This window comes from Polaribacter sp., assembly GCF_024639685.1.
Classification (GTDB): domain Bacteria; phylum Bacteroidota; class Bacteroidia; order Flavobacteriales; family Flavobacteriaceae; genus Polaribacter.
On sequence record NZ_JAHEHX010000021.1, the window covers coordinates 60703 to 78773 of the forward strand.

An 18071-nucleotide genomic window follows, 5' to 3' on the forward strand; every position below is an offset into this window, starting at 1 on the left:
TTAATTAACAAACTCAATATTGCATTTACGTACTTTAAATTTTGCTCATACATATATTTACGTTAATTTTGATTGTCGATAACTATCAACCAAAATTTGATAGCATTCTTATGAGCAAAATAACGCTACTTAACTCAAAAGATATTGAAATTATTCTGCATAGATTGGCTTGTCAGCTAATTGAAAATCACAATGATTTTACAGAAACTGTTTTAATTGGCTTACAACCAAGAGGTTCTTACCTAGCAAAAAGATTATCTAATCTGCTCCAAAAAGACTATAACATAAAAAAATTAGAATCAGGACTTTTAGATATTACCTTTTTCAGAGACGACTTTAGGAGAAGAAATGCACCTTTAGCAGCTACCTCTACAGAAATTAATTTTTTAATAGAAGATAAAAAAGTAGTAATTATAGATGATGTATTGTATTCAGGTAGAAGTGTACGTTCTGCATTAACTGCCCTGCAATCTTATGGAAGGCCAAAAAAAATAGAACTTTTAGTACTTATAGATAGAAGATTTAGCAGACACTTACCCATTCAACCCAATTATAGGGGAAGACAAGTAGATGCTATTAATGAAGAAAAAGTTTTAGTAACTTGGAAAGAAACACACAAAAAAGACGCAGTTTATATAGAACAGAGGTAATATGGATCAATTAAGTGTAGAACATCTTTTAGGGATTAAATATTTAAATGCCAATGATATTGATTTGATTTTTAAAACTGCAGATCATTTTAAAGAGGTAATCAATAGGCCAATTAAAAAAGTACCATCTTTAAGAGATATTACTATTGCCAATTTATTTTTCGAAAATAGTACAAGAACAAAGTTATCTTTTGAACTTGCAGAAAAAAGACTTTCTGCAGACATAATTAATTTTTCTGCTGGGCAATCCTCAGTAAAAAAAGGAGAGACATTAATAGATACAGTAAACAATATCTTATCTATGAAAGTAGATATTGTAGTTATGCGTCATGGTAATGTGGGTGCAGGTGTTTTCTTATCAAAACATGTAAATGCAAAAATTATAAATGCAGGAGATGGAACACATGAACATCCTACACAAGCTTTATTAGATTCGTACTCAATTAGAGAAAAATTAGGTTCTGTAAAAGGCAAAAAAATTGTTATTGTAGGAGATATTTTACATTCTAGAGTAGCACTTTCTAACATTTTTGCACTACAATTACAAGGTGCTCAAGTAAAAGTTTGCGGACCCACAACCTTAATTCCAAAACATATAGCAAGTTTAGGCGTAGAAGTAGAAACCAACCTTAAAAAAGCATTAGAATGGTGTGATGTTGCGAATGTTTTAAGAGTGCAACATGAAAGGATGGATATCAAATATTTCCCATCAACTAGAGAGTATACTCAACTTTTTGGAATTAATAAAGAAATCTTAGACAATCTTGGTAAAAAAATAGTCGTCATGCATCCAGGACCTATAAACAGAGGTGTAGAAATTACTAGTGATGTGGCAGATTCGGATCAATCTATAATTTTAAATCAAGTAGAAAATGGAGTTGCAGTAAGAATGGCTGTAATCTATTTATTAGCACAACAAATTAAGAGGTAGATCATGAAGGTAGATCAAAAATCTAAATATACTTTAATTCATTCTGATGAAAAAAAACTTGAGCCTCTTATTGAAAAACTTAATAACGAGGTAGACGATTTAAAAACTCAGGACATCATTGTAATGTTTTCTGAAAATTTTAAGAGAGAAAAAGATGATTTTTTATTATTTTTGGGAACGGCAGCACACAAAAAAGAACTTGGCACATCATTAGTATTAGTTTATAAAAACATAAATGCAGATGATTATCCAGAAGATTTTAACATTGTACCCACGTTAATAGAAGCTGAAGATATTTTAGATATGGAAGCTATGGAAAGGGAATTAGGTTTTTAACATCTCATAAATTATATGCTAAAAAAATGTTTTTTACTTTATTTTTAACTTTTCCAGCAATTGGTTTTTCTCAATCAAAATCGATTGAAAAACTGTCTGCCGCTCCAAATCCGTTTACAACTTCTACCAACATTACTATTAATGCTACGAGTAATTCAAAAATTACATTGAACGTAATAAATGTTTTGGGAAAAATTGTTTTTAAAAAAGAATATACTACAAAAATCGGTAAAAATAATTTAGCTTTTTATAAAGATGATTTAGCAACTGGTATTTATATCTATAGTATAAGAGATAAAAAAGAAATTATATCTAAACGTTTTGTTATTAAATGAGTTTAAACCTAACTATATTAGGTTGTCATTCTGCAACTCCACGTGTAAATGCATACCCAACATCTCAGTATTTAGAAATTAACAATCGTCACTTTTTAATAGATTGTGGAGAAGGAACTCAACGTCAAATGAGAAAGTATAAGGTTGGTTTGTCTAAAATTGATCATATATTTATTTCTCATTTACATGGTGACCATTTTTACGGATTAGTAGGTTTATTATCTACTTATGGAATTTTAAGCAGAGAAAAAGATTTACACATATATGGGCCAAAAGGAATTAAAGAAGTTACCTTATTGCAACTAAAAATCTCCAAATCTCATGCTAAATATAAGATTGTATTTCATGAATTATCCTCTACAAAAAGTGAGCTTATTTTTGAAGATGAAAAAGTTTCTGTAAAGACAATTCCATTAAATCATAGAATTTATACAAATGGTTACTTATTTAATGAGAAGGAAAAGCCCAAAAAGCTTCATATGGGAAATATTGGTAATTATGAAGAGATTGGAAGAGCAGATTATTTAAATATTAAAGCAGGAAAAGATATTACTTTATCTACAGGAGAAATAATACCTAATAATGAACTAACTCTCCCTCCAAAAAAGGCATTAAGTTTTGCTTTTTGTAGTGACACAATGTATAAACCAGATATCGTTCCTATCATCAAAGATGTAGATTTACTGTATCATGAAGCTACATTTTTAGCAGATAGAGAAGATTTAGCTAAAAAAACCAAACACGCAACTTCTAAACAAGCCGCAGAAATTGCTAAAGCTGCGAAAGCTAAAAAATTAATTATTGGTCATTACTCAGGAAGATATAAAGACATTTCTTTATTTCAAGAAGAAGCCCAAGAGATTTTTGAGAATACAGAACTGGCAATACCTGGCAAATTATTTACAATGCAATAATCTAAAAGTTTATTAATATTGATTTGTAGAAAGCAAAACCAAAGTACATGCTATCTCTGAATCTATCTTATTTTCTTTCAACAACTTTACAAACTCTGTGTTTTCTGTACCTGGATTAAAAATCACTCTTTTCGGTTTTAAACCAAGAATATAATCATAATACTCTTCTTGTCTTTTTTTGTTAAGGTAAAGTGTAACAGTATTGATATCTTCAAAATTCTTTCTGTCTGTATCAATAACTACATTAAATGCTTTTCCTTCTCGCAGACCAATAGCAGCAGTTTCTATACCTTTGTCTTTAAGCCTTTTTATAGCGATATTAGAATATCTATTAGGATTTAATGACGCACCAACAACTAATGTTTTCTTTCCTTTCATAATCTTCTTTTTCTATAAGAAACAATAATTCTATAAAACATAAAAGGATTACCCTCTTCTTCTACCCATTCTATTATTTCTCATTTCTACCATTTTTTCTCTAATGGTTTTTGTATAATCAACTTTAGTAATTTCTTTACCATTATCAGGTAAATCGATCTCTAATTTATCTTCTTTGTTTAACACTATTTCTGTGCACAATAATGTGGTGTTTTGAGCACTTACTTCTAAAATTAACCCTGGAAGGCCCCAAAATTCTGCAGGACCTTGAGCCATTGGAATCTGTGGAGTATACCAAGCCTCTACAACAACTAAATTCTCTTCTATTTCATCCTCATTCTTATCATTATTTCTTAAATCTCCCCAAGAAAAATTATACCAGTTTAACTCAGAATAAGGCACAAATGCTTTGGCTTTATAGCATGTATAATCTCCAATTTTCTTTGAATCACTACCAATAGTCCAATTGACTTTATACAAATCATCCTTTATTAAAAAACGTTTTCCATAAAATTCTTGACTTTGTACTAATTTGTTATTTGAAATATTTTTATAGTGATCTCCACGAGTAAAATACGCACCCCAAGAATCTGTGGCACCAGATATAGCATCAATCTTTTCTTCTTCTACAAATGAAGATTCAGTTGTAGTAAATGTTAATTCGTATGTTTTTTCTAATCTATTTTTTAACCTGTTAGCTACTTGTTTCTTTTGTGCCTCACTCATTCTAGCTCCCCAATTTCCTAATTCCATTTTAGATTTAGAAATATAAGTAGCTTTACCACTTAACTTTTGAGCGCTTGTATTTGTTACTAAAAAACAAAGAAAAAATAGGCTAACTGTTATTGATTTAAAAATTTTCATGATTGATAAATTTACAATTTGTTTAACAAATTTATTAAAATATTAAACATTTAATGATTTTAGAAATTTAATTAACAATACTTTAAGGTTATTTAACTGACTAAAAAAACTGTTATGACAATGTATAAAGCAAAAAAGACTTGCTTTTAGCAAGTCTTCTAATTTTATATATTGTGAATACTACCAACGAATTACAACAGAACCCCAAGTAAAACCACTACCAAAAGCAGCTAAAACAACTAAATCATTGTCTTTAATTTTACCTTGCTCCCATGCTTCAGTTAATGCAATAATTACAGAAGCAGCAGTTGTATTACCATACTTCTGAATATTGTTGTGTACTTTTTCATCTGCTAATTGGAATTTCTTCTGAATAAATTGAGCTATTCTTAAGTTTGCCTGATGAGGAATTAGCATATCTATATCCTCTTTCTGCAAATTATTAGCTTGTAAACCCTCTACGATAGCCTCAGAGAAACGAACTACAGCATGTTTAAAAACAAACTGACCGTTCATATAGGGAAAGTAAGATTGATCTTCAGGATCGTTCTCTGCAATAATTTCCGGTACCCATCTACCAGTTGAAGGACCATCTAACATTAACTCTCTTGCGTGTTTCCCTTCTGAATGTAAGTGAGACGATAAAATACCTTTTCCTTTTTCTTCACATCTAGATAAAACTGCTGCTCCTGCCCCATCTCCAAAAATAACAGTGACACCTCTACCTCTAGTAGATTTTTCCAAACCACCAGAATGATTTTCAGCACCAATGACTAAAATATTTTTATACATTCCTGTTTTTATGAACTGATCTGCAACAGACATAGCATATATAAATCCAGAACATTGATTTCTAACATCTAATGCACCAATATTAGGCATATCTAACATATCTTGCACACGAACACCACCTCCTGGAAAATACATATCTGGACTTAAAGTTGCAAATACAATAAAGTCTATATCATCTTTGGTTAAACCAGCTCTCTCTATCGCTACTTTAGATGCTTTAGCACCCATTGAAGAAGTATTGTCTCCAGATTTAGGATCTATCCATCTACGTTCTTTAATACCTGTTCTTTCCTGAATCCATTCATCTGAGGTATCCATAAATTCCTTTAAGTCATTATTGGTAACAACGTTTTCTGGAACATAATAACCTAAACCAATAATTTTTGAATTATACATATTTTAAAGTGCTAATTTTAATTATTTGTTAGTAACAGTAAGCAAAAATAGTGAATTTTCAATTTATAAACGATATCTTAAAATTTAGATTACTATGTCATCTTGTCATAATAACAAATTTGGTATTTTTTTTGACTATAGTAAAACAGAAAATAAAAATAAATAATTATAAATTATGAGTAAAGGAAATATTAATGTATCAGTAGATAATATTTTTCCACTGATTAAGAAATTCTTGTATTCTGATCATGAAATCTTTTTAAGAGAGTTGATTTCTAACGGAACTGATGCTACCACAAAATTAAAACACCTCATTTCTATAGGTGAAGCAGAAACTGAATTGGGTGATGCTAAAATTGAAATCAGCATTGATAAAGATGCCAAAACCTTAACTATAAAAGATCAAGGTTTAGGAATGACTGAAGATGAGGTTGAAAAATACATTAACCAAATTGCATTCTCTGGGGCTGAGGAGTTTTTAGATAAGTACAAAGACGATAAAAACGAAACTGGTGTAATTGGACACTTTGGTTTAGGTTTTTATTCGGCATTTATGGTAGCAGATAAAGTAGAAATTTTTACAAAATCTTTTAAAGATGCACCAGCTGCACATTGGACATGTGATGGGTCTCCTGAATATACTTTAGTAGAGCATGACAAGTCTGACAGAGGAACAGAGATTGTTTTACACATTGCAGAAGATTCTACAGAGTTTTTAGAAGAAGGTAAAATTAGAGGTTTATTAACAAAGTACAATCGTTTTAACCAAGTACCAATTAAATTTGGAACTAAAAAAGTAAACGATCCAACTCACGAACCACAAACTACAAAAGATGCTGAAGGTAAAGAAACTACTGAACCTCACAGACAAATTGAAGTTGATGATATTATCAATAACACAGACCCGGCTTGGACTAAAAAACCAGCTGATTTAGAAAAAGGTGATTATGATAACTTCTACAGAGAATTGTATCCAATGCAATTTGAAGAATCATTATTTCATATCCACTTAAATGTAGATTATCCTTTTAATTTAACAGGTATCTTATTCTTCCCTAAGTTGTCTCAAAACTTAGATATGCAGAAGGATAAAATTCAATTATATCAAAACCAAGTATTTGTAACTGATAATGTAGAAGGTATTGTACCAGACTTTTTACAAATGCTAAAAGGTGTTATTGATTCTCCAGACATTCCTTTAAATGTATCTCGTTCTTATTTACAAGCAGATGGCGCTGTAAAAAAGATTTCTGGTTACATTACTAAGAAAGTTGCAGATAAATTAGCTTCTTTATTCAAAAAAGACAGAGCAGATTTTGAGCAAAAATGGAATGATATTAAAGTAATTATTGAGTATGGAATGTTGTCTGAAGATAAATTCTTCGATAAAGCTAAGAAATTTGCCCTATACCCAACAGTTGCTGATTCTTACTTTACGTTTGATGAGTTAATAGAAAAAACCAAAGATGCTCAAACAGATAAAGATGGTAACCATGTAATTTTATATGCTTCTAATAAAGATGCACAACACAGTTACATTCAAGAAGCTACTGCTAAAGGTTATGAAGTTTTACTTTTAGACTCACCAATTATTTCGCACTTAATGCAAAAATTAGAAGGTGGAGATGCTAAAGTGAAGTTTACAAGAGTAGATGCAGATTTCATAGATAATTTAATTAAGAAAGATGAAAATGTTATTTCTAAATTATCTGATGAAGAAAAAGACAAATTGAAGCCTATTATTGAAGCTGCTGTCCCTAAAGAAACGTACACTGTTCAATTAGAATCAATGGATTCTAGTTCTTCTCCATTTATAATTACAGTACCAGAATTTATGCGTAGAATGAAAGAAATGCAAGCTTCTGGAGGTGGAGGAATGATGGGAATGGGTAATCTCCCAAACATGTATAACTTAGTTGTAAATACAAATAGTCCTTTAATTTCAGAGATCTTAAATACAAAAACAGAGAAAAAACAATCTCGTTTAATCTCTCAAGCTTTTGATTTAGCTAAATTATCTCAAAACCTTTTACATGGTGAAGAGTTAACTAACTTTATCAAACGTTCTTACGAATTGATTAAATAGTGGTAATATTACCTATAACTTATAAAACCTCTCTGTGAAAATAGAGAGGTTTTTATTTTGTATTCAATTGATAAACATTTTGTTCTAAACTGAATTTTGTAAATTAGAAATATAATTTAAAACAATAATTAAAATAGTCCATACAAAGCAACTCCCTGAAGTTGACACAAGTCATAATGTAGATATCAAGAAAAAAGTCTTCATCAACAAAGATGAAATACCACAATTAATGATGTTTGGCGCTGCCACTTTTAAACCTGGACAAACAGTAAAAACTCATAAACATGATAATATGTATAAAGTTTTCTATATTCAAAATGGTAAAGCAGAATCTATTATAAATGATGAAAAATTTATAGTCAATAAAGGTGATTGTATCACTATTGAACAAGGAGAGTACCATTCTATGAATAATCCGTTTAAAAAAGAGGTAACATAGGTTTATTTTGGAATTGCCACAGATTACCCAATCTAATTAAACTAACTTTGCCTAAAAATAACACATGCAGTTTTCTGATTTACCATTAAATAAATCCATCTTAAAAGCAGTTGCAGAGCAACGATTTCATAGACCTACATTAGTTCAAGAAAAAGCAATACCCTTAGTTTTAGAAAAGAGGAATGTAATCGTTTCTGCACAAACAGGTACAGGAAAAACTGCTGCTTTTGCATTGCCAATAATTGAACTTTTGTTTAACAAACAAGATGTAGAAATAGGAGCAAAAAAAATAAAAACTCTAGTTGTAACTCCAACTCGTGAATTAGCAATTCAAATTTTAGAAAACTTTAAATCTTATAGTAAATATTCTAATTTAAGAACTACTGCTGTTTTTGGTGGTGTTTCTTTAGAGCCTCAAAAAGAAGTTTTAGCCAAAGGTATAGACATTTTAGTAGCAACTCCTGGAAGGTTAATCGATTTGCAAATACAAGGAAATATCGATTTAAGTGAGCTAGAAATATTAGTTTTAGACGAAGCTGACTTAATGCTAGATATGGGGTTTATTAATGACGTAAAAAAGATTGAAAAACTTTGCCCTAGAAAAAAACAAACACTTTTATTTTCTGCAACCATTCCAGAAAAAATTGATGAATTGTCTAAAAGCATTGTAAAAAATGCAACCAAAATTGAAATTAATCCTGAAGAAACTACAGCTAAAAATATAGGTCAGTTATTGTACTATCTGCCAAAAAAGAACAAAACAGATTTGTGTTTGTATCTGTTAAGAAACACCATTAATGGTAAAATCATCATTTTTAGACGTACTAAATTTGGTGTAGATAAGTTAGAACAAACCTTAATTAAAAACGGTTATTCTGTATCTAGTATTCATGGTGATAAAACTCAAGGTGTTCGAAACAAATCCATAGAAGATTTTAAAACCAAAAAAGCATCAATTTTAATTGCTACAGATGTTGCTGCAAGAGGTATAGATATTACAAATGTAGATGCAATTATAAATTTTGATATTCCAAATGTACCAGAAACCTATGTGCATAGAATTGGTAGAACAGGAAGAGCTGGTAAATCTGGTATTGCATTTTCTTTTTGTTCTCCAGATGAAAATAGCTATATAGTTTCTATCGAAAATTTAATCGAAAAATCGATAAAGGTTATAGACGACCATTCTTACCCAATAAATAAACCAAAGCACACAAAAAAGCGAACTAATACTATAAGTAAACACAAAAAAAGTAGAAAATCTGCAGCTTCTAAAAAGAAGAAAAAACGTTGGTATTAATAATAACAAGCGTCCCAACAATTAATTTTAATTTAAAAGGTTAGTATTATTAATCATAAAAACATCAGCAATGTCTACTCTTTTTAAAATTAGTAAAATCCTTTTCGTCTCTCTAATTATTGTGCTTTTAGCTTCATGCAATACACAAGTTAATAGTAAGAACCAGAATCAAGATCCTTTAAAAGGTGTCTGGAAATTAGATGCCTTCTATACTTTAGCAAATTCAGATACCATTGTTAAAAACTACAATAAAGTACAACACAAAATGTATTTAAATGGTCATGTACTTTGGAATACAGATACTGACGAAAATGATATAGATTGGAGTGGTTATGGAACTTACAGCTTTAAAAATGACACCATAACAGAAACATTGACTTCGACTTCTAAATCCATGAAAAGTGATATAAATACCTATGTTATTCCTATTGACTTAAATGTAAATTCTTACAAACAAGTTAATAAATATTATAGAAATGATACTGTATTTAAAAACATAGAAATTTTCACAAAAATTGACTAGATGATTACAATTAGAAAAGCTATTGTAAATGATGTTAAACAGTTAGCAATAGTCTCTAAAAAAGCTTTTTTTATACCTCACCAGCATGCAATTCCTAAAGAAATAATGGACAATTATCTTAAGGAAAGTTTTAGTGAAGAAAATCTAACAGAAGAAGTCACTCAAGAGAATTATGAGTATCATTTAATCTTTTATAAAGATGAATTGGCTGGGTTTTCAAAGGTTATTTTAAATACACCAAATAAACATCTTAAAGATCAAAACGTAACAAAAATGGAACGTTTGTATTTGGCTGAAGAATATTATGGCTTAGGTTTAGGTAAAAAATTATTTGATTATAATTTAGAGCTTATCAAAAAAAATAACCAAAAAGGAATATGGTTATATGTTTGGATTAAAAACTACAGGGCTTTAAAGTTTTATGAAAAAGTAGGCTTTAAAAAAGTTGCACTTTATAATTTCCCTATTTCAGCTACAGAAACAAGACCAAATGATGTATTATTTCTAGATATAAGCTAGCCTAAAATTATTCTCACAATTTCAATTACCTTAATTCTTTTTTAAATTCAGTGAATAGAATGTCTAAACTTGTTAAAAACTAATCAAGGAAAGAAGAAGAAAAAAAGATGATGTATATTGTAATTTTAAAATCAAAAATTATTACATAAAATGAAAAAAATTACTTTCTTATTATTACTATTTACTTCAGTAATAACAGCACAAATCGATTTAAAAATTTATGATATTATTAATGAAGTATCTGCAGAAAAAATTAAGGCAGATGTAAAAACACTAACAGAATTTGGTACAAGAAATACGTTTTCAGACACCATCTCAGAAACACGTGGAATTGGTGCTGCAAGAAGATGGATTAAAGGTGAGTTTAATAAAATATCAGAAAATTGTAATAATTGTTTAAAGGTTTTTTATCAAAAAGATTTAGTGACTACAAAAATGAGTAATAGAGTACCTCATGATGCTTATGTTGTAAATGTAGTTGCCATACAAAAGGGAACAAAATACCCTAATAGGTATGTAATTATGAGTGGTGATATTGACTCTAGGAATAGTGATGGATCTAATTTTACTAAAGATGCTCCAGGTGCAAATGATAATGCTTCAGGAATGGCAGGTACTATAGAAGCTGCACGAGTTTTAAGTAAATATCAATTTGAAAGTAGTATAATATATGTAGGTTTATCTGGAGAAGAACAAGGTCTTTTCGGTGGTGCAGGTTTAGCAAAATATGCCAAAGATAAAGGTTGGGACATTATTGGAATTTTAAATAATGATATGATTGGTAATATTACAGGTGTTGATGGTGTTGTAGACAATAGAGCTTTTAGAATTTTCTCTGAACCAGTACCTGCAAACGAAACAGATAGACAAAGAAGAATGAGACGTTTTTATGGTGGTGAAGTAGATGGTATTTCTAGACAGTTAGCAAGATATGTGCATAAAACTACAAAAACGTATATGCCAGAAATGAATCCTATGATGATTTATAGATTAGATAGATTTGGTAGAGGTGGACATCACAGACCTTTTAATGATTTAGGTTTTGCAGGAATTCGAATTATGGAAGCTCATGAAAATTACACGCAACAACATCAAGATATTAGAACCGAAAATGGTATTAAGTATGGTGATACTTTTGAACATGTTAATTTTCCTTATGCTAAAAAACTAACAGCTGTAAATGCTATTAATTTAGCAAGTTTAGCTTGGGCACCTGCAGCTCCTGAAGTTGTTGGAATTGGAGGAATTGTAGAAGCATCAGCCAGACTAAAATGGTCTGCTGTAGAAGGTGCTAAAGGGTATAAAATTTACTGGAGGAACACTACTTCTCCTACTTGGGATAATTCTAGATATGTAGAAACAACAGAATTTACTTTAGAAGGTATTGTTATTGATAATTTCTTCTTTGGAGTAGCTGCAGTTGGCGAAAACGGACACGAAAGCATGGTAGTTTTCCCAAATAAAATAATGAGATAAAATAATTTCATAAACGTCGTAATCCATAAATTATTAGTTAATCTAATTGTTAAATTAATATTTAAAAAAAAGATAGCTACGTATAGCTATCTTTTTTATTATAATCCGTTTATAAAACTTCCATAAGGATCCTTAAACTGTGTACCCTCTGCAAAACGATATTTACTTAACTTTTTAAATTCTACTAAAGCCCAAAGCACATACTCTTTTACAAAATAAGCGTCATTCTTATTCATGTTAGGTTGATGTTGGTTTAAAAAATCATCTAATGGTTTTATTTTATCTAACTCCTTTTTGTAGGCTTCTTCAGAATAATCATCTAATAACTCAAAATGTTCATCAGCATTAAAAAACCACGAGATAATATCATCATAAGGCGTTTCTTCGTTCTGCTTTTCTAATTTTTTAATTTCAGGAAAGTAAATAGGAAATAGCGTCTTAATTGCTCTCTTAATTAAAGTTTCTGCAACAACTTGTGCTCCTTCTTGCTCACCTTCATAAACCAATTCTACTTTACCTGTAATTGCAGGTATAATTCCATCAAAATCATTTAAACGAATCATGGTTTCCGAATCACCAGACAAAATAGCTCTTCTTTCTGCAGTACTTAATAAATTCTCAAAAGCAGAAATACTTAAACGTACACTTACACCACTTTTAGCATCAATATATTCGCTATCTCTTGCTTCGAACACAATTTGCTCTAACAAGTCTTTTGCCAATTCTGGTACTTTCATAAATTCTTTTTGAGAAGCTAATTTATTCGCTTCTTGCTGTGTAATTATTTTGGCAGTTTCAATATCTTCTGGATAATGAGTTAAAATCTGTGAACCAATTCTATCTTTTAGAGGTGTAACAATACTACCTCTATTAGTATAATCTTCAGGGTTTGCTGTAAACACAAAATGCATATCTAAAGGTAATCTTAATTTAAAACCTCTAATTTGAATATCACCCTCTTGTAAAATATTAAACAAAGCCACTTGAATTCTAGCTTGTAAATCTGGCAATTCATTAATTACAAAAATACATCTGTTTGCTCTAGGAATCATTCCATAATGAATAACTCTATCATCTGCATAACTTAATTTTAAATTGGCTGCTTTTATAGGGTCTACATCACCTATTATATCCGCTACAGTAACATCTGGAGTTGCTAATTTTTCTGCAAAACGATCATTTCTATGTAACCAAAAGATAGGTGTTTCATCTCCTTTTTCGTTAATTAATTCAAGCGCAAATCTAGAAATTGGATTTAATGGATCATCATTTATCTCAGAACCCTCTACAACTGGAATATATTCATCTAATAAATCTAACATTAACCTAGCTAAACGAGTTTTTGCTTGCCCTCGTAAACCTAATAGATTAATGTTATGCTTACTTAAAATTGCTCTTTCTAACTCTGGTATAACCGTATTTTCATAACCATGTACCCCTTTAAAAACAGTCTCATTACTCATCATTCTACTAATCAAGTTCTCTCTTAACTCATCTTTAATAGATTTAGATTCGTAACCTGCGTTTTTTAATTCTCCAATAGTTTTAATTTGCTGTAAATCCATTTTTTATCTTATTTCTCTTCTCTTGATTCTTAGTTACCCTCTAATTCTTTTTTTTCTGTTTGTTTCATAATCTTCAAAAATCATTTCTCCTAAACCTTTAAGCCCAGTATAAAATGCTTTTCCTTGATTTTCTTGTGTAAATGCTTCTACAAATTGCATTAAATAAGGATCTTGTGCAATCATAAAAGTAGTGATAGGTATGTGTAACTTTCTAGCTTGTTGAGCCATTGCATAACATTTATTTACAATATATTTATCTAGGCCATTACTATTTTTATAATATTGTCCATCAAGTAAACGTAAACAACTTGGCTTACCATCTGTAATCATAAATATCTGTTTGTTGGTATTTTTCTTTCTTCGCAATAAATCCATTGCTAATTGTAAACCAGCAACAGTATTTGTATGATAAGGTCCTACTTGTAAATAAGGTAAATCTTTAATTTTTATGGTCCAAGCATCATTACCAAAAACCAAAATATCTAAGGTATCTTTTGGGTAACGAGTAGTAATTAATTCAGCTAAAGCCATTGCCACTTTTTTGGCTGGTGTAATTCTATCTTCTCCATATAAAATCATAGAATGGCTAACATCTATCATTAACACAGTACTCATTTGACTTTTATGCATAGTTTCTTCAACAACCAAATCGTTTTCAGATAAAGTAAAATCTCCTAATCCATTATTTACCTGAGCATTTCTTATGCTTTCTGTCATGGAAACTTTATCTAGATTATCACCAAATTGATACGCTCTAAAATCTCCTGTATGCTCGTCTCCTATTCCTGAAGATTTACTTTTATGATTACCAGAACCACTTCTCTTAATCTTACCAAAAATATGATTTAACGCCTGCTGACGAATTGCTCTTTCAGTTTTAGAGGTTATTGCTTTTCCTCCAGTTCCATCTCCTTTTATTTCTTCTTTAATGTAACCCTGCTTCTTTAGATCTTCAATGAAATCATCTATAGTGTAATTTTCATCTGTAAGGCTGTATTCTTTATCTAAAGATCTTAACCAATCTATAGCTTCATCAAAGTCACCAGAGGTATGTGTTATTAGCTCTTTAAAGATTTCAAATAGTTTTTCGAAAGGAGATTGATTATCTGCTTCATAAGTTTTAAAGACAAAACCTTTTCTTTTTTTAATTTCTTTCATCACTATAAAAATATGGTTTTATTGTGGCTTTTAAAAAGATTTATAGTGCTTTAATGTATAAAAAATTGTTTTAAATGAATTAAAATAAATTCCAGTTTTATTAAGAAAGAAGGATTACCTGAACTATCTAAAGCTATAAAAAATCAATAATTTATAGAATTTTGTATTTATAAATGAAGGTTTTTTTATATTTACATATGGCGAAAATTTTAATTACCGGTGGCACTGGGTTAGTAGGAACCAAACTAATATCTCTTCTTGAGAAAAAAGGTAATAGAGTAAGAGTGCTAACAAGATCTCCAAAAAAAAATAATGAATTTAAATGGGATTTGTCTTCTAATTATATAGCTGAAGAGGCTTTAAGAAACATAGATTACATAATTCACCTAGCGGGAGCTGGCATTGCTGAAAAAAGATGGTCTAAAGACCGAAAAAAAGTAATTATAGACAGTAGGGTTAATTCTGCAAATCTACTTTTTACTAAAATTAAGGAGTTAGATATTTCATTAAAAGGGTTTATTTCTGCTTCAGGAACAGGTTACTATGGGGCTAAGACTTCTGAAGATATTTTTATTGAAAGCGACCTTGTTGGATCTGACTTTCTTGGAGAAGTGTGTAATAAATGGGAATCTGCAGCAATGCAATTTAAAGACTTAAAGACACCTGTCTCTTTAATAAGAACAGGAATTGTTTTGTCTGAAAAAGGAGGTGCTTTAGAAAAAATGAGAACGCCAATTATAGCAGGCTTAGGAAGCGGTAATCAATACCTTCCATGGATTCACATAGAAGATTTATGCAATTTATATATAAAAGCTATAGAAGATAAATTAGAGGGTGCATTTAACGCTGTAGCTCCAGAATTTCATACAAGTATTTCTTTTTCAAAAATTCTAGCTATGAGTACTTCTAAACCATTTACAAAGATTTGTGTACCTGGTTTATTATTAAAAATAGTTTTTGGAGAAATGGCTACAATACTTTTAGAAGGAAGCAGAGTATCAAGTAAAAAAATTGAGCAGCTAGGCTTTAAATTTAAATATCCTGAGTTATCAGGCGCACTGAAAGAACTATTTTAATGTAGTTTTTTATGCTTAACTATTCTTATTATGCTTGAGAATTTTTTCTGCTAATTCAATATATTTTGCCTTAGCTTCATTTGTAGACATTCCTTTTAATTGTATCCAAGCATTAAACTTAAATCCACTTCTAACATCTAAACCTCTTTTTAAAGAACGATTATTTCCATAATTTGCCTGTTTATGAAAAGCGTATAACTTTAACATTAAGTCTGGAGTAATGGTTTTTTTTAAATTTGAAAGCTTCTGAAATGAATCTTGAAATTTTTGATCTATATTTTTAATAATACTTATTTTTCTGCAATAACTTGCGTTCCTCCTTTAACTTTATCTCCTAAATTAACATTTAATTTTGTTCCTAAAGGAAAATATAAGTCTACACGTGAGCCAAACTTTATAAAACCTGCATCAGTTCCTTGTACAACATTACTACCCTCTTGAGCATAGTTTACAATTCTCTTTGCTAGTGCTCCTGCAATTTGTCTATACAAAACATCTCCAAAACTATCATTATGAACTACTATAGTAGTTCGTTCATTATCTGTAGATGCCTTTGGGTGCCAAGCAACTAAATATTTACCTGGATGATATTTACTATACTTTACGAGTCCACTCATAGCGTACCTTGTAACATGTACATTTATTGGAGACATAAATATAGAAACTTGTAGTCTTTTATCTTTAAAGTATTCTGGTTCTTCAACTTCCTCAATTACAACGACTTTACCGTCTACAGGTGCAATAATACTTTTATCATTTAACTCAGTAACTCTCTTCGGGTTTCTAAAAAACTGAAGCACTATAATCAAAAAAGCTAAGGCTAAAATTTGTATTGCTTTTATAAGCCAAAGAATACTAATAAATTGTTCAGCCAATAGTACTGTGACAATTACAAGAAGAAATGTAATTGTTATAATTTTATAACCTTCTTTATGAAAACGAATCATGATTTAAAAAATATAATTAATAAACAAATATACAAATGGTGCAGCAAATAGTAGGCTATCTAACCTATCTAAAATTCCTCCATGACCTGGCATAATACTTCCACTGTCTTTTATTTTGGCCTGTCTCTTAAATTTAGATTCTACCAAATCTCCAATAGTTCCTAATACTGAAAGTAATACACCTATAATTATCCAATGAAATATAGTAAAGTCTGTATTTATTAGACTGATAATTAGAGCAGCAAATACAGTAAACAAAAGTCCTCCAAAAAAACCTTCAACTGTCTTTTTTGGTGACACAGAAAAAAATAATTTATGCTTTCCAAAATTTTTACCTACTAAGAAAGCAAAAGAGTCATTAATCCAAATTAAAGAAACTAAAGATATCATTAAGTAAGGATGGTACACATTTTTATAGAAAGGTAGTAGAACTAAAAAACACATTGAAAAAACAACATACCTTATAGATAAACCTAATTTCTGCCTATTATCTTTATAGAAAACTTGTTTTTTAGTAATAAGTTGCATCATTAAAAGAAAAGATGAAAACAAAGTTATTACTAGTAATCCAGCTGTTACAATACTAGACTGTATATTTAATAGTAAGAAGAGAGTAACAGGAAATATAATGTAAGAAACATAATTTTTGAATGCGATAATTTTTGAAAATTCCCAAATAGATATAAATCCAAAAAGTGTAATTAATGCTATATAAGACTCTTTAGAAAAGAGAATAGCAGTAATAAAAATTAGAACATAAATAATTCCAGAAAAACTCCTTTTTAAAAGGTTACGCATATTATAAATCTTCAAACAGCAACAAATATAGGTTTTTTGAGTTATTGTTACCGTAGTTTAAAAAATTATCATCAACATTATTAATATTATAATTTTTTATTGAGGAAATATTTGTGGGTAGATTATTTACATATTTTGATTTAATTCCTGTAAGTGCTTGTCCAGTATCTTTAACCAACTGACTAGTAGTTGCATATACGATAAAATTATCCGTAAAGTCTTTTAATTTTTTACTTCCAAGTTGATTTGACGAAAATAGTATATCACCTTTATCTGCTACTAAATGTTCACAGGTTGTAAAAACAGGGTTATCAAATTTATTTTCTTCAACTGTACTTGAAATCTTATTTGGCAAAAAAGTTTTTAAACTCTTATTAAGAATGTGAGTAGTAAACCAATTATTCTCTTTAAATATTTTTTCAAAACTACTTTTTAATTCTATTTCAGTTGTGCAATAAATAAATTTCCCTCCCTTTTCTTTAAAGTTATGGACAAATAAATCATCTAGAGACAAATAAACTTCTTGCTCTACAATTTGTTTATTTTCTTTTTCTGAAATATTAAAAAGTTTCTTTAAAAAACTCATAA

At 29.6% G+C, this 18071-nt stretch carries 21 protein-coding genes; 12 read left to right on the plus strand and 9 right to left on the minus strand.

What is annotated here, in order from left to right; translation table 11 throughout:
* Window positions 1-110 precede the first annotated feature (110 nt).
* From pyrR to Q0L44_RS09760, 5 genes are read left to right on the plus strand one after another with little or no spacing between them, the layout of a single operon-like run.
* Window positions 111-650 (plus strand): bifunctional pyr operon transcriptional regulator/uracil phosphoribosyltransferase PyrR, encoded by a 540-nt coding sequence (gene pyrR, locus Q0L44_RS09740; protein WP_296637954.1) that lies wholly within the window; start codon window positions 111-113, stop codon window positions 648-650.
* Between the two features lies 1 nt (window position 651).
* Window positions 652-1581 carry an aspartate carbamoyltransferase catalytic subunit gene (locus Q0L44_RS09745; RefSeq protein WP_296637956.1) on the plus strand — a complete coding sequence of 310 codons (930 nt, stop codon included), beginning with the start codon at window positions 652-654 and terminating at the stop codon, window positions 1579-1581.
* A gap of 3 nt (window positions 1582-1584) precedes the next feature.
* Window positions 1585-1917: a hypothetical protein gene (locus Q0L44_RS09750; RefSeq protein WP_296637958.1), complete on the plus strand. Its 333-nt coding sequence runs from the start codon at window positions 1585-1587 to the stop codon at window positions 1915-1917.
* Between the two features lie 26 nt (window positions 1918-1943).
* Window positions 1944-2252 (plus strand): T9SS type A sorting domain-containing protein, encoded by a 309-nt coding sequence (locus Q0L44_RS09755; RefSeq protein ID WP_296637960.1) that lies wholly within the window; start codon window positions 1944-1946, stop codon window positions 2250-2252.
* Complete coding sequence (locus Q0L44_RS09760) at window positions 2249-3166, plus strand: ribonuclease Z (protein ID WP_296637962.1); 918 nt, start codon at window positions 2249-2251, stop codon at window positions 3164-3166. The genes Q0L44_RS09755 and Q0L44_RS09760 overlap by 4 nt, the downstream gene beginning before the upstream one ends.
* Window positions 3167-3178: 12 nt before the next feature.
* Here the strand turns inward: Q0L44_RS09760 and Q0L44_RS09765 are convergent, their stop codons facing one another.
* From Q0L44_RS09765 to Q0L44_RS09775, 3 genes are all read right to left on the minus strand, one after another.
* Window positions 3179-3544 carry a CoA-binding protein gene (locus tag Q0L44_RS09765; RefSeq protein ID WP_296637964.1) on the minus strand — a complete coding sequence of 122 codons (366 nt, stop codon included), beginning with the start codon at window positions 3542-3544 and terminating at the stop codon, window positions 3179-3181.
* A 48-nt stretch (window positions 3545-3592) separates the two neighbouring features.
* Window positions 3593-4408, minus strand: a complete 816-nt coding sequence (locus Q0L44_RS09770; RefSeq protein ID WP_296637966.1) for a GLPGLI family protein — start codon at window positions 4406-4408, stop codon at window positions 3593-3595.
* Window positions 4409-4588: 180 nt separating this feature from the next.
* Window positions 4589-5596, minus strand: a complete 1008-nt coding sequence (locus Q0L44_RS09775) for a beta-ketoacyl-ACP synthase III (RefSeq protein ID WP_296637967.1) — start codon at window positions 5594-5596, stop codon at window positions 4589-4591.
* Between the two features lie 175 nt (window positions 5597-5771).
* On the opposite strand from Q0L44_RS09775, the gene htpG reads away from it, so the two are divergent.
* From htpG to Q0L44_RS09805, 6 genes are all read left to right on the plus strand, one after another.
* The gene (htpG, locus tag Q0L44_RS09780) at window positions 5772-7682 is read left to right on the plus strand and encodes a molecular chaperone HtpG (RefSeq protein WP_296637969.1); all 1911 of its coding nucleotides are present in this window, start codon (window positions 5772-5774) and stop codon (window positions 7680-7682) included.
* 229 nt (window positions 7683-7911) lie between these two features.
* The gene (locus tag Q0L44_RS09785; RefSeq protein ID WP_296637971.1) at window positions 7912-8121 is read left to right on the plus strand and encodes a cupin domain-containing protein; all 210 of its coding nucleotides are present in this window, start codon (window positions 7912-7914) and stop codon (window positions 8119-8121) included.
* Window positions 8122-8185: 64 nt separating this feature from the next.
* Window positions 8186-9421, plus strand: a complete 1236-nt coding sequence (locus tag Q0L44_RS09790) for a DEAD/DEAH box helicase (protein WP_296637974.1) — start codon at window positions 8186-8188, stop codon at window positions 9419-9421.
* A 70-nt stretch (window positions 9422-9491) separates the two neighbouring features.
* The gene (locus Q0L44_RS09795) at window positions 9492-9944 is read left to right on the plus strand and encodes a hypothetical protein (RefSeq protein WP_296637976.1); all 453 of its coding nucleotides are present in this window, start codon (window positions 9492-9494) and stop codon (window positions 9942-9944) included.
* Window positions 9945-10463: a GNAT family N-acetyltransferase gene (locus Q0L44_RS09800; RefSeq protein ID WP_296637978.1), complete on the plus strand. Its 519-nt coding sequence runs from the start codon at window positions 9945-9947 to the stop codon at window positions 10461-10463.
* A gap of 150 nt (window positions 10464-10613) precedes the next feature.
* Window positions 10614-11939 carry a M28 family metallopeptidase gene (locus tag Q0L44_RS09805; protein ID WP_296637979.1) on the plus strand — a complete coding sequence of 442 codons (1326 nt, stop codon included), beginning with the start codon at window positions 10614-10616 and terminating at the stop codon, window positions 11937-11939.
* Between the two features lie 98 nt (window positions 11940-12037).
* On the opposite strand, the gene Q0L44_RS09810 is transcribed toward Q0L44_RS09805, so the two are convergent.
* The gene (locus Q0L44_RS09810; protein WP_296637981.1) at window positions 12038-13504 is read right to left on the minus strand and encodes a magnesium chelatase; all 1467 of its coding nucleotides are present in this window, start codon (window positions 13502-13504) and stop codon (window positions 12038-12040) included.
* Window positions 13505-13537: 33 nt separating this feature from the next.
* Window positions 13538-14662, minus strand: a complete 1125-nt coding sequence (locus tag Q0L44_RS09815; RefSeq protein WP_296637982.1) for a VWA domain-containing protein — start codon at window positions 14660-14662, stop codon at window positions 13538-13540.
* 197 nt (window positions 14663-14859) lie between these two features.
* Between Q0L44_RS09815 and Q0L44_RS09820 the strand changes: the two genes are divergently transcribed.
* The gene (locus Q0L44_RS09820; protein WP_296637983.1) at window positions 14860-15738 is read left to right on the plus strand and encodes a TIGR01777 family oxidoreductase; all 879 of its coding nucleotides are present in this window, start codon (window positions 14860-14862) and stop codon (window positions 15736-15738) included.
* Between the two features lie 15 nt (window positions 15739-15753).
* On the opposite strand, the gene Q0L44_RS09825 is transcribed toward Q0L44_RS09820, so the two are convergent.
* Genes Q0L44_RS09825 through Q0L44_RS09840 form a run of 4 tightly spaced genes read right to left on the minus strand, consistent with a single transcriptional unit; the run spans window position 15754 to window position 18069 of the window.
* Window positions 15754-16032, minus strand: a complete 279-nt coding sequence (locus Q0L44_RS09825) for an acyl-CoA-binding protein (protein WP_366085436.1) — start codon at window positions 16030-16032, stop codon at window positions 15754-15756.
* Window positions 16029-16685 (minus strand): phosphatidylserine decarboxylase family protein, encoded by a 657-nt coding sequence (locus Q0L44_RS09830; RefSeq protein WP_296637985.1) that lies wholly within the window; start codon window positions 16683-16685, stop codon window positions 16029-16031. The genes Q0L44_RS09825 and Q0L44_RS09830 overlap by 4 nt, the downstream gene beginning before the upstream one ends.
* 3 nt (window positions 16686-16688) lie before the next feature.
* A complete protein-coding gene (locus Q0L44_RS09835) occupies window positions 16689-17483 on the minus strand; it encodes a phosphatidate cytidylyltransferase (RefSeq protein WP_296637987.1) in 795 nt (264 codons plus the stop codon).
* A 1-nt stretch (window position 17484) separates the two neighbouring features.
* Entirely contained in the window at window positions 17485-18069 is a 585-nt protein-coding gene (locus Q0L44_RS09840) for a hypothetical protein (protein ID WP_296637989.1), read from the minus strand.
* Window positions 18070-18071 lie beyond the last annotated feature (2 nt).

What these genes read in the sequence shown, in the direction of transcription:
- Q0L44_RS09765 (WP_296637964.1), bottom strand. Translation starts at nt 3,544, where the DNA reads ATGAAAGGAAAGAAAACATTAGTTGTTGGTGCGTCATTAAATCCTAAT.
- Q0L44_RS09815 (WP_296637982.1), bottom strand. Translation starts at nt 14,662, where the DNA reads ATGAAAGAAATTAAAAAAAGAAAAGGTTTTGTCTTTAAAACTTATGAA.
- Q0L44_RS09755 (WP_296637960.1), top strand. Translation starts at nt 1,944, where the DNA reads ATGTTTTTTACTTTATTTTTAACTTTTCCAGCAATTGGTTTTTCTCAA.
- Q0L44_RS09810 (WP_296637981.1), bottom strand. Translation starts at nt 13,504, where the DNA reads ATGGATTTACAGCAAATTAAAACTATTGGAGAATTAAAAAACGCAGGT.
- Q0L44_RS09745 (WP_296637956.1), top strand. Translation starts at nt 652, where the DNA reads ATGGATCAATTAAGTGTAGAACATCTTTTAGGGATTAAATATTTAAAT.
- Q0L44_RS09750 (WP_296637958.1), top strand. Translation starts at nt 1,585, where the DNA reads ATGAAGGTAGATCAAAAATCTAAATATACTTTAATTCATTCTGATGAA.
- Q0L44_RS09805 (WP_296637979.1), top strand. Translation starts at nt 10,614, where the DNA reads ATGAAAAAAATTACTTTCTTATTATTACTATTTACTTCAGTAATAACA.
- Q0L44_RS09800 (WP_296637978.1), top strand. Translation starts at nt 9,945, where the DNA reads ATGATTACAATTAGAAAAGCTATTGTAAATGATGTTAAACAGTTAGCA.
- Q0L44_RS09820 (WP_296637983.1), top strand. Translation starts at nt 14,860, where the DNA reads ATGGCGAAAATTTTAATTACCGGTGGCACTGGGTTAGTAGGAACCAAA.
- Q0L44_RS09775 (WP_296637967.1), bottom strand. Translation starts at nt 5,596, where the DNA reads ATGTATAATTCAAAAATTATTGGTTTAGGTTATTATGTTCCAGAAAAC.
- pyrR (WP_296637954.1), top strand. Translation starts at nt 111, where the DNA reads ATGAGCAAAATAACGCTACTTAACTCAAAAGATATTGAAATTATTCTG.
- htpG (WP_296637969.1), top strand. Translation starts at nt 5,772, where the DNA reads ATGAGTAAAGGAAATATTAATGTATCAGTAGATAATATTTTTCCACTG.
- Q0L44_RS09790 (WP_296637974.1), top strand. Translation starts at nt 8,186, where the DNA reads ATGCAGTTTTCTGATTTACCATTAAATAAATCCATCTTAAAAGCAGTT.
- Q0L44_RS09835 (WP_296637987.1), bottom strand. Translation starts at nt 17,483, where the DNA reads ATGCGTAACCTTTTAAAAAGGAGTTTTTCTGGAATTATTTATGTTCTA.
- Q0L44_RS09760 (WP_296637962.1), top strand. Translation starts at nt 2,249, where the DNA reads ATGAGTTTAAACCTAACTATATTAGGTTGTCATTCTGCAACTCCACGT.
- Q0L44_RS09770 (WP_296637966.1), bottom strand. Translation starts at nt 4,408, where the DNA reads ATGAAAATTTTTAAATCAATAACAGTTAGCCTATTTTTTCTTTGTTTT.
- Q0L44_RS09795 (WP_296637976.1), top strand. Translation starts at nt 9,492, where the DNA reads ATGTCTACTCTTTTTAAAATTAGTAAAATCCTTTTCGTCTCTCTAATT.
- Q0L44_RS09785 (WP_296637971.1), top strand. Translation starts at nt 7,912, where the DNA reads ATGATGTTTGGCGCTGCCACTTTTAAACCTGGACAAACAGTAAAAACT.
- Q0L44_RS09840 (WP_296637989.1), bottom strand. Translation starts at nt 18,069, where the DNA reads ATGAGTTTTTTAAAGAAACTTTTTAATATTTCAGAAAAAGAAAATAAA.
- Q0L44_RS09830 (WP_296637985.1), bottom strand. Translation starts at nt 16,685, where the DNA reads ATGATTCGTTTTCATAAAGAAGGTTATAAAATTATAACAATTACATTT.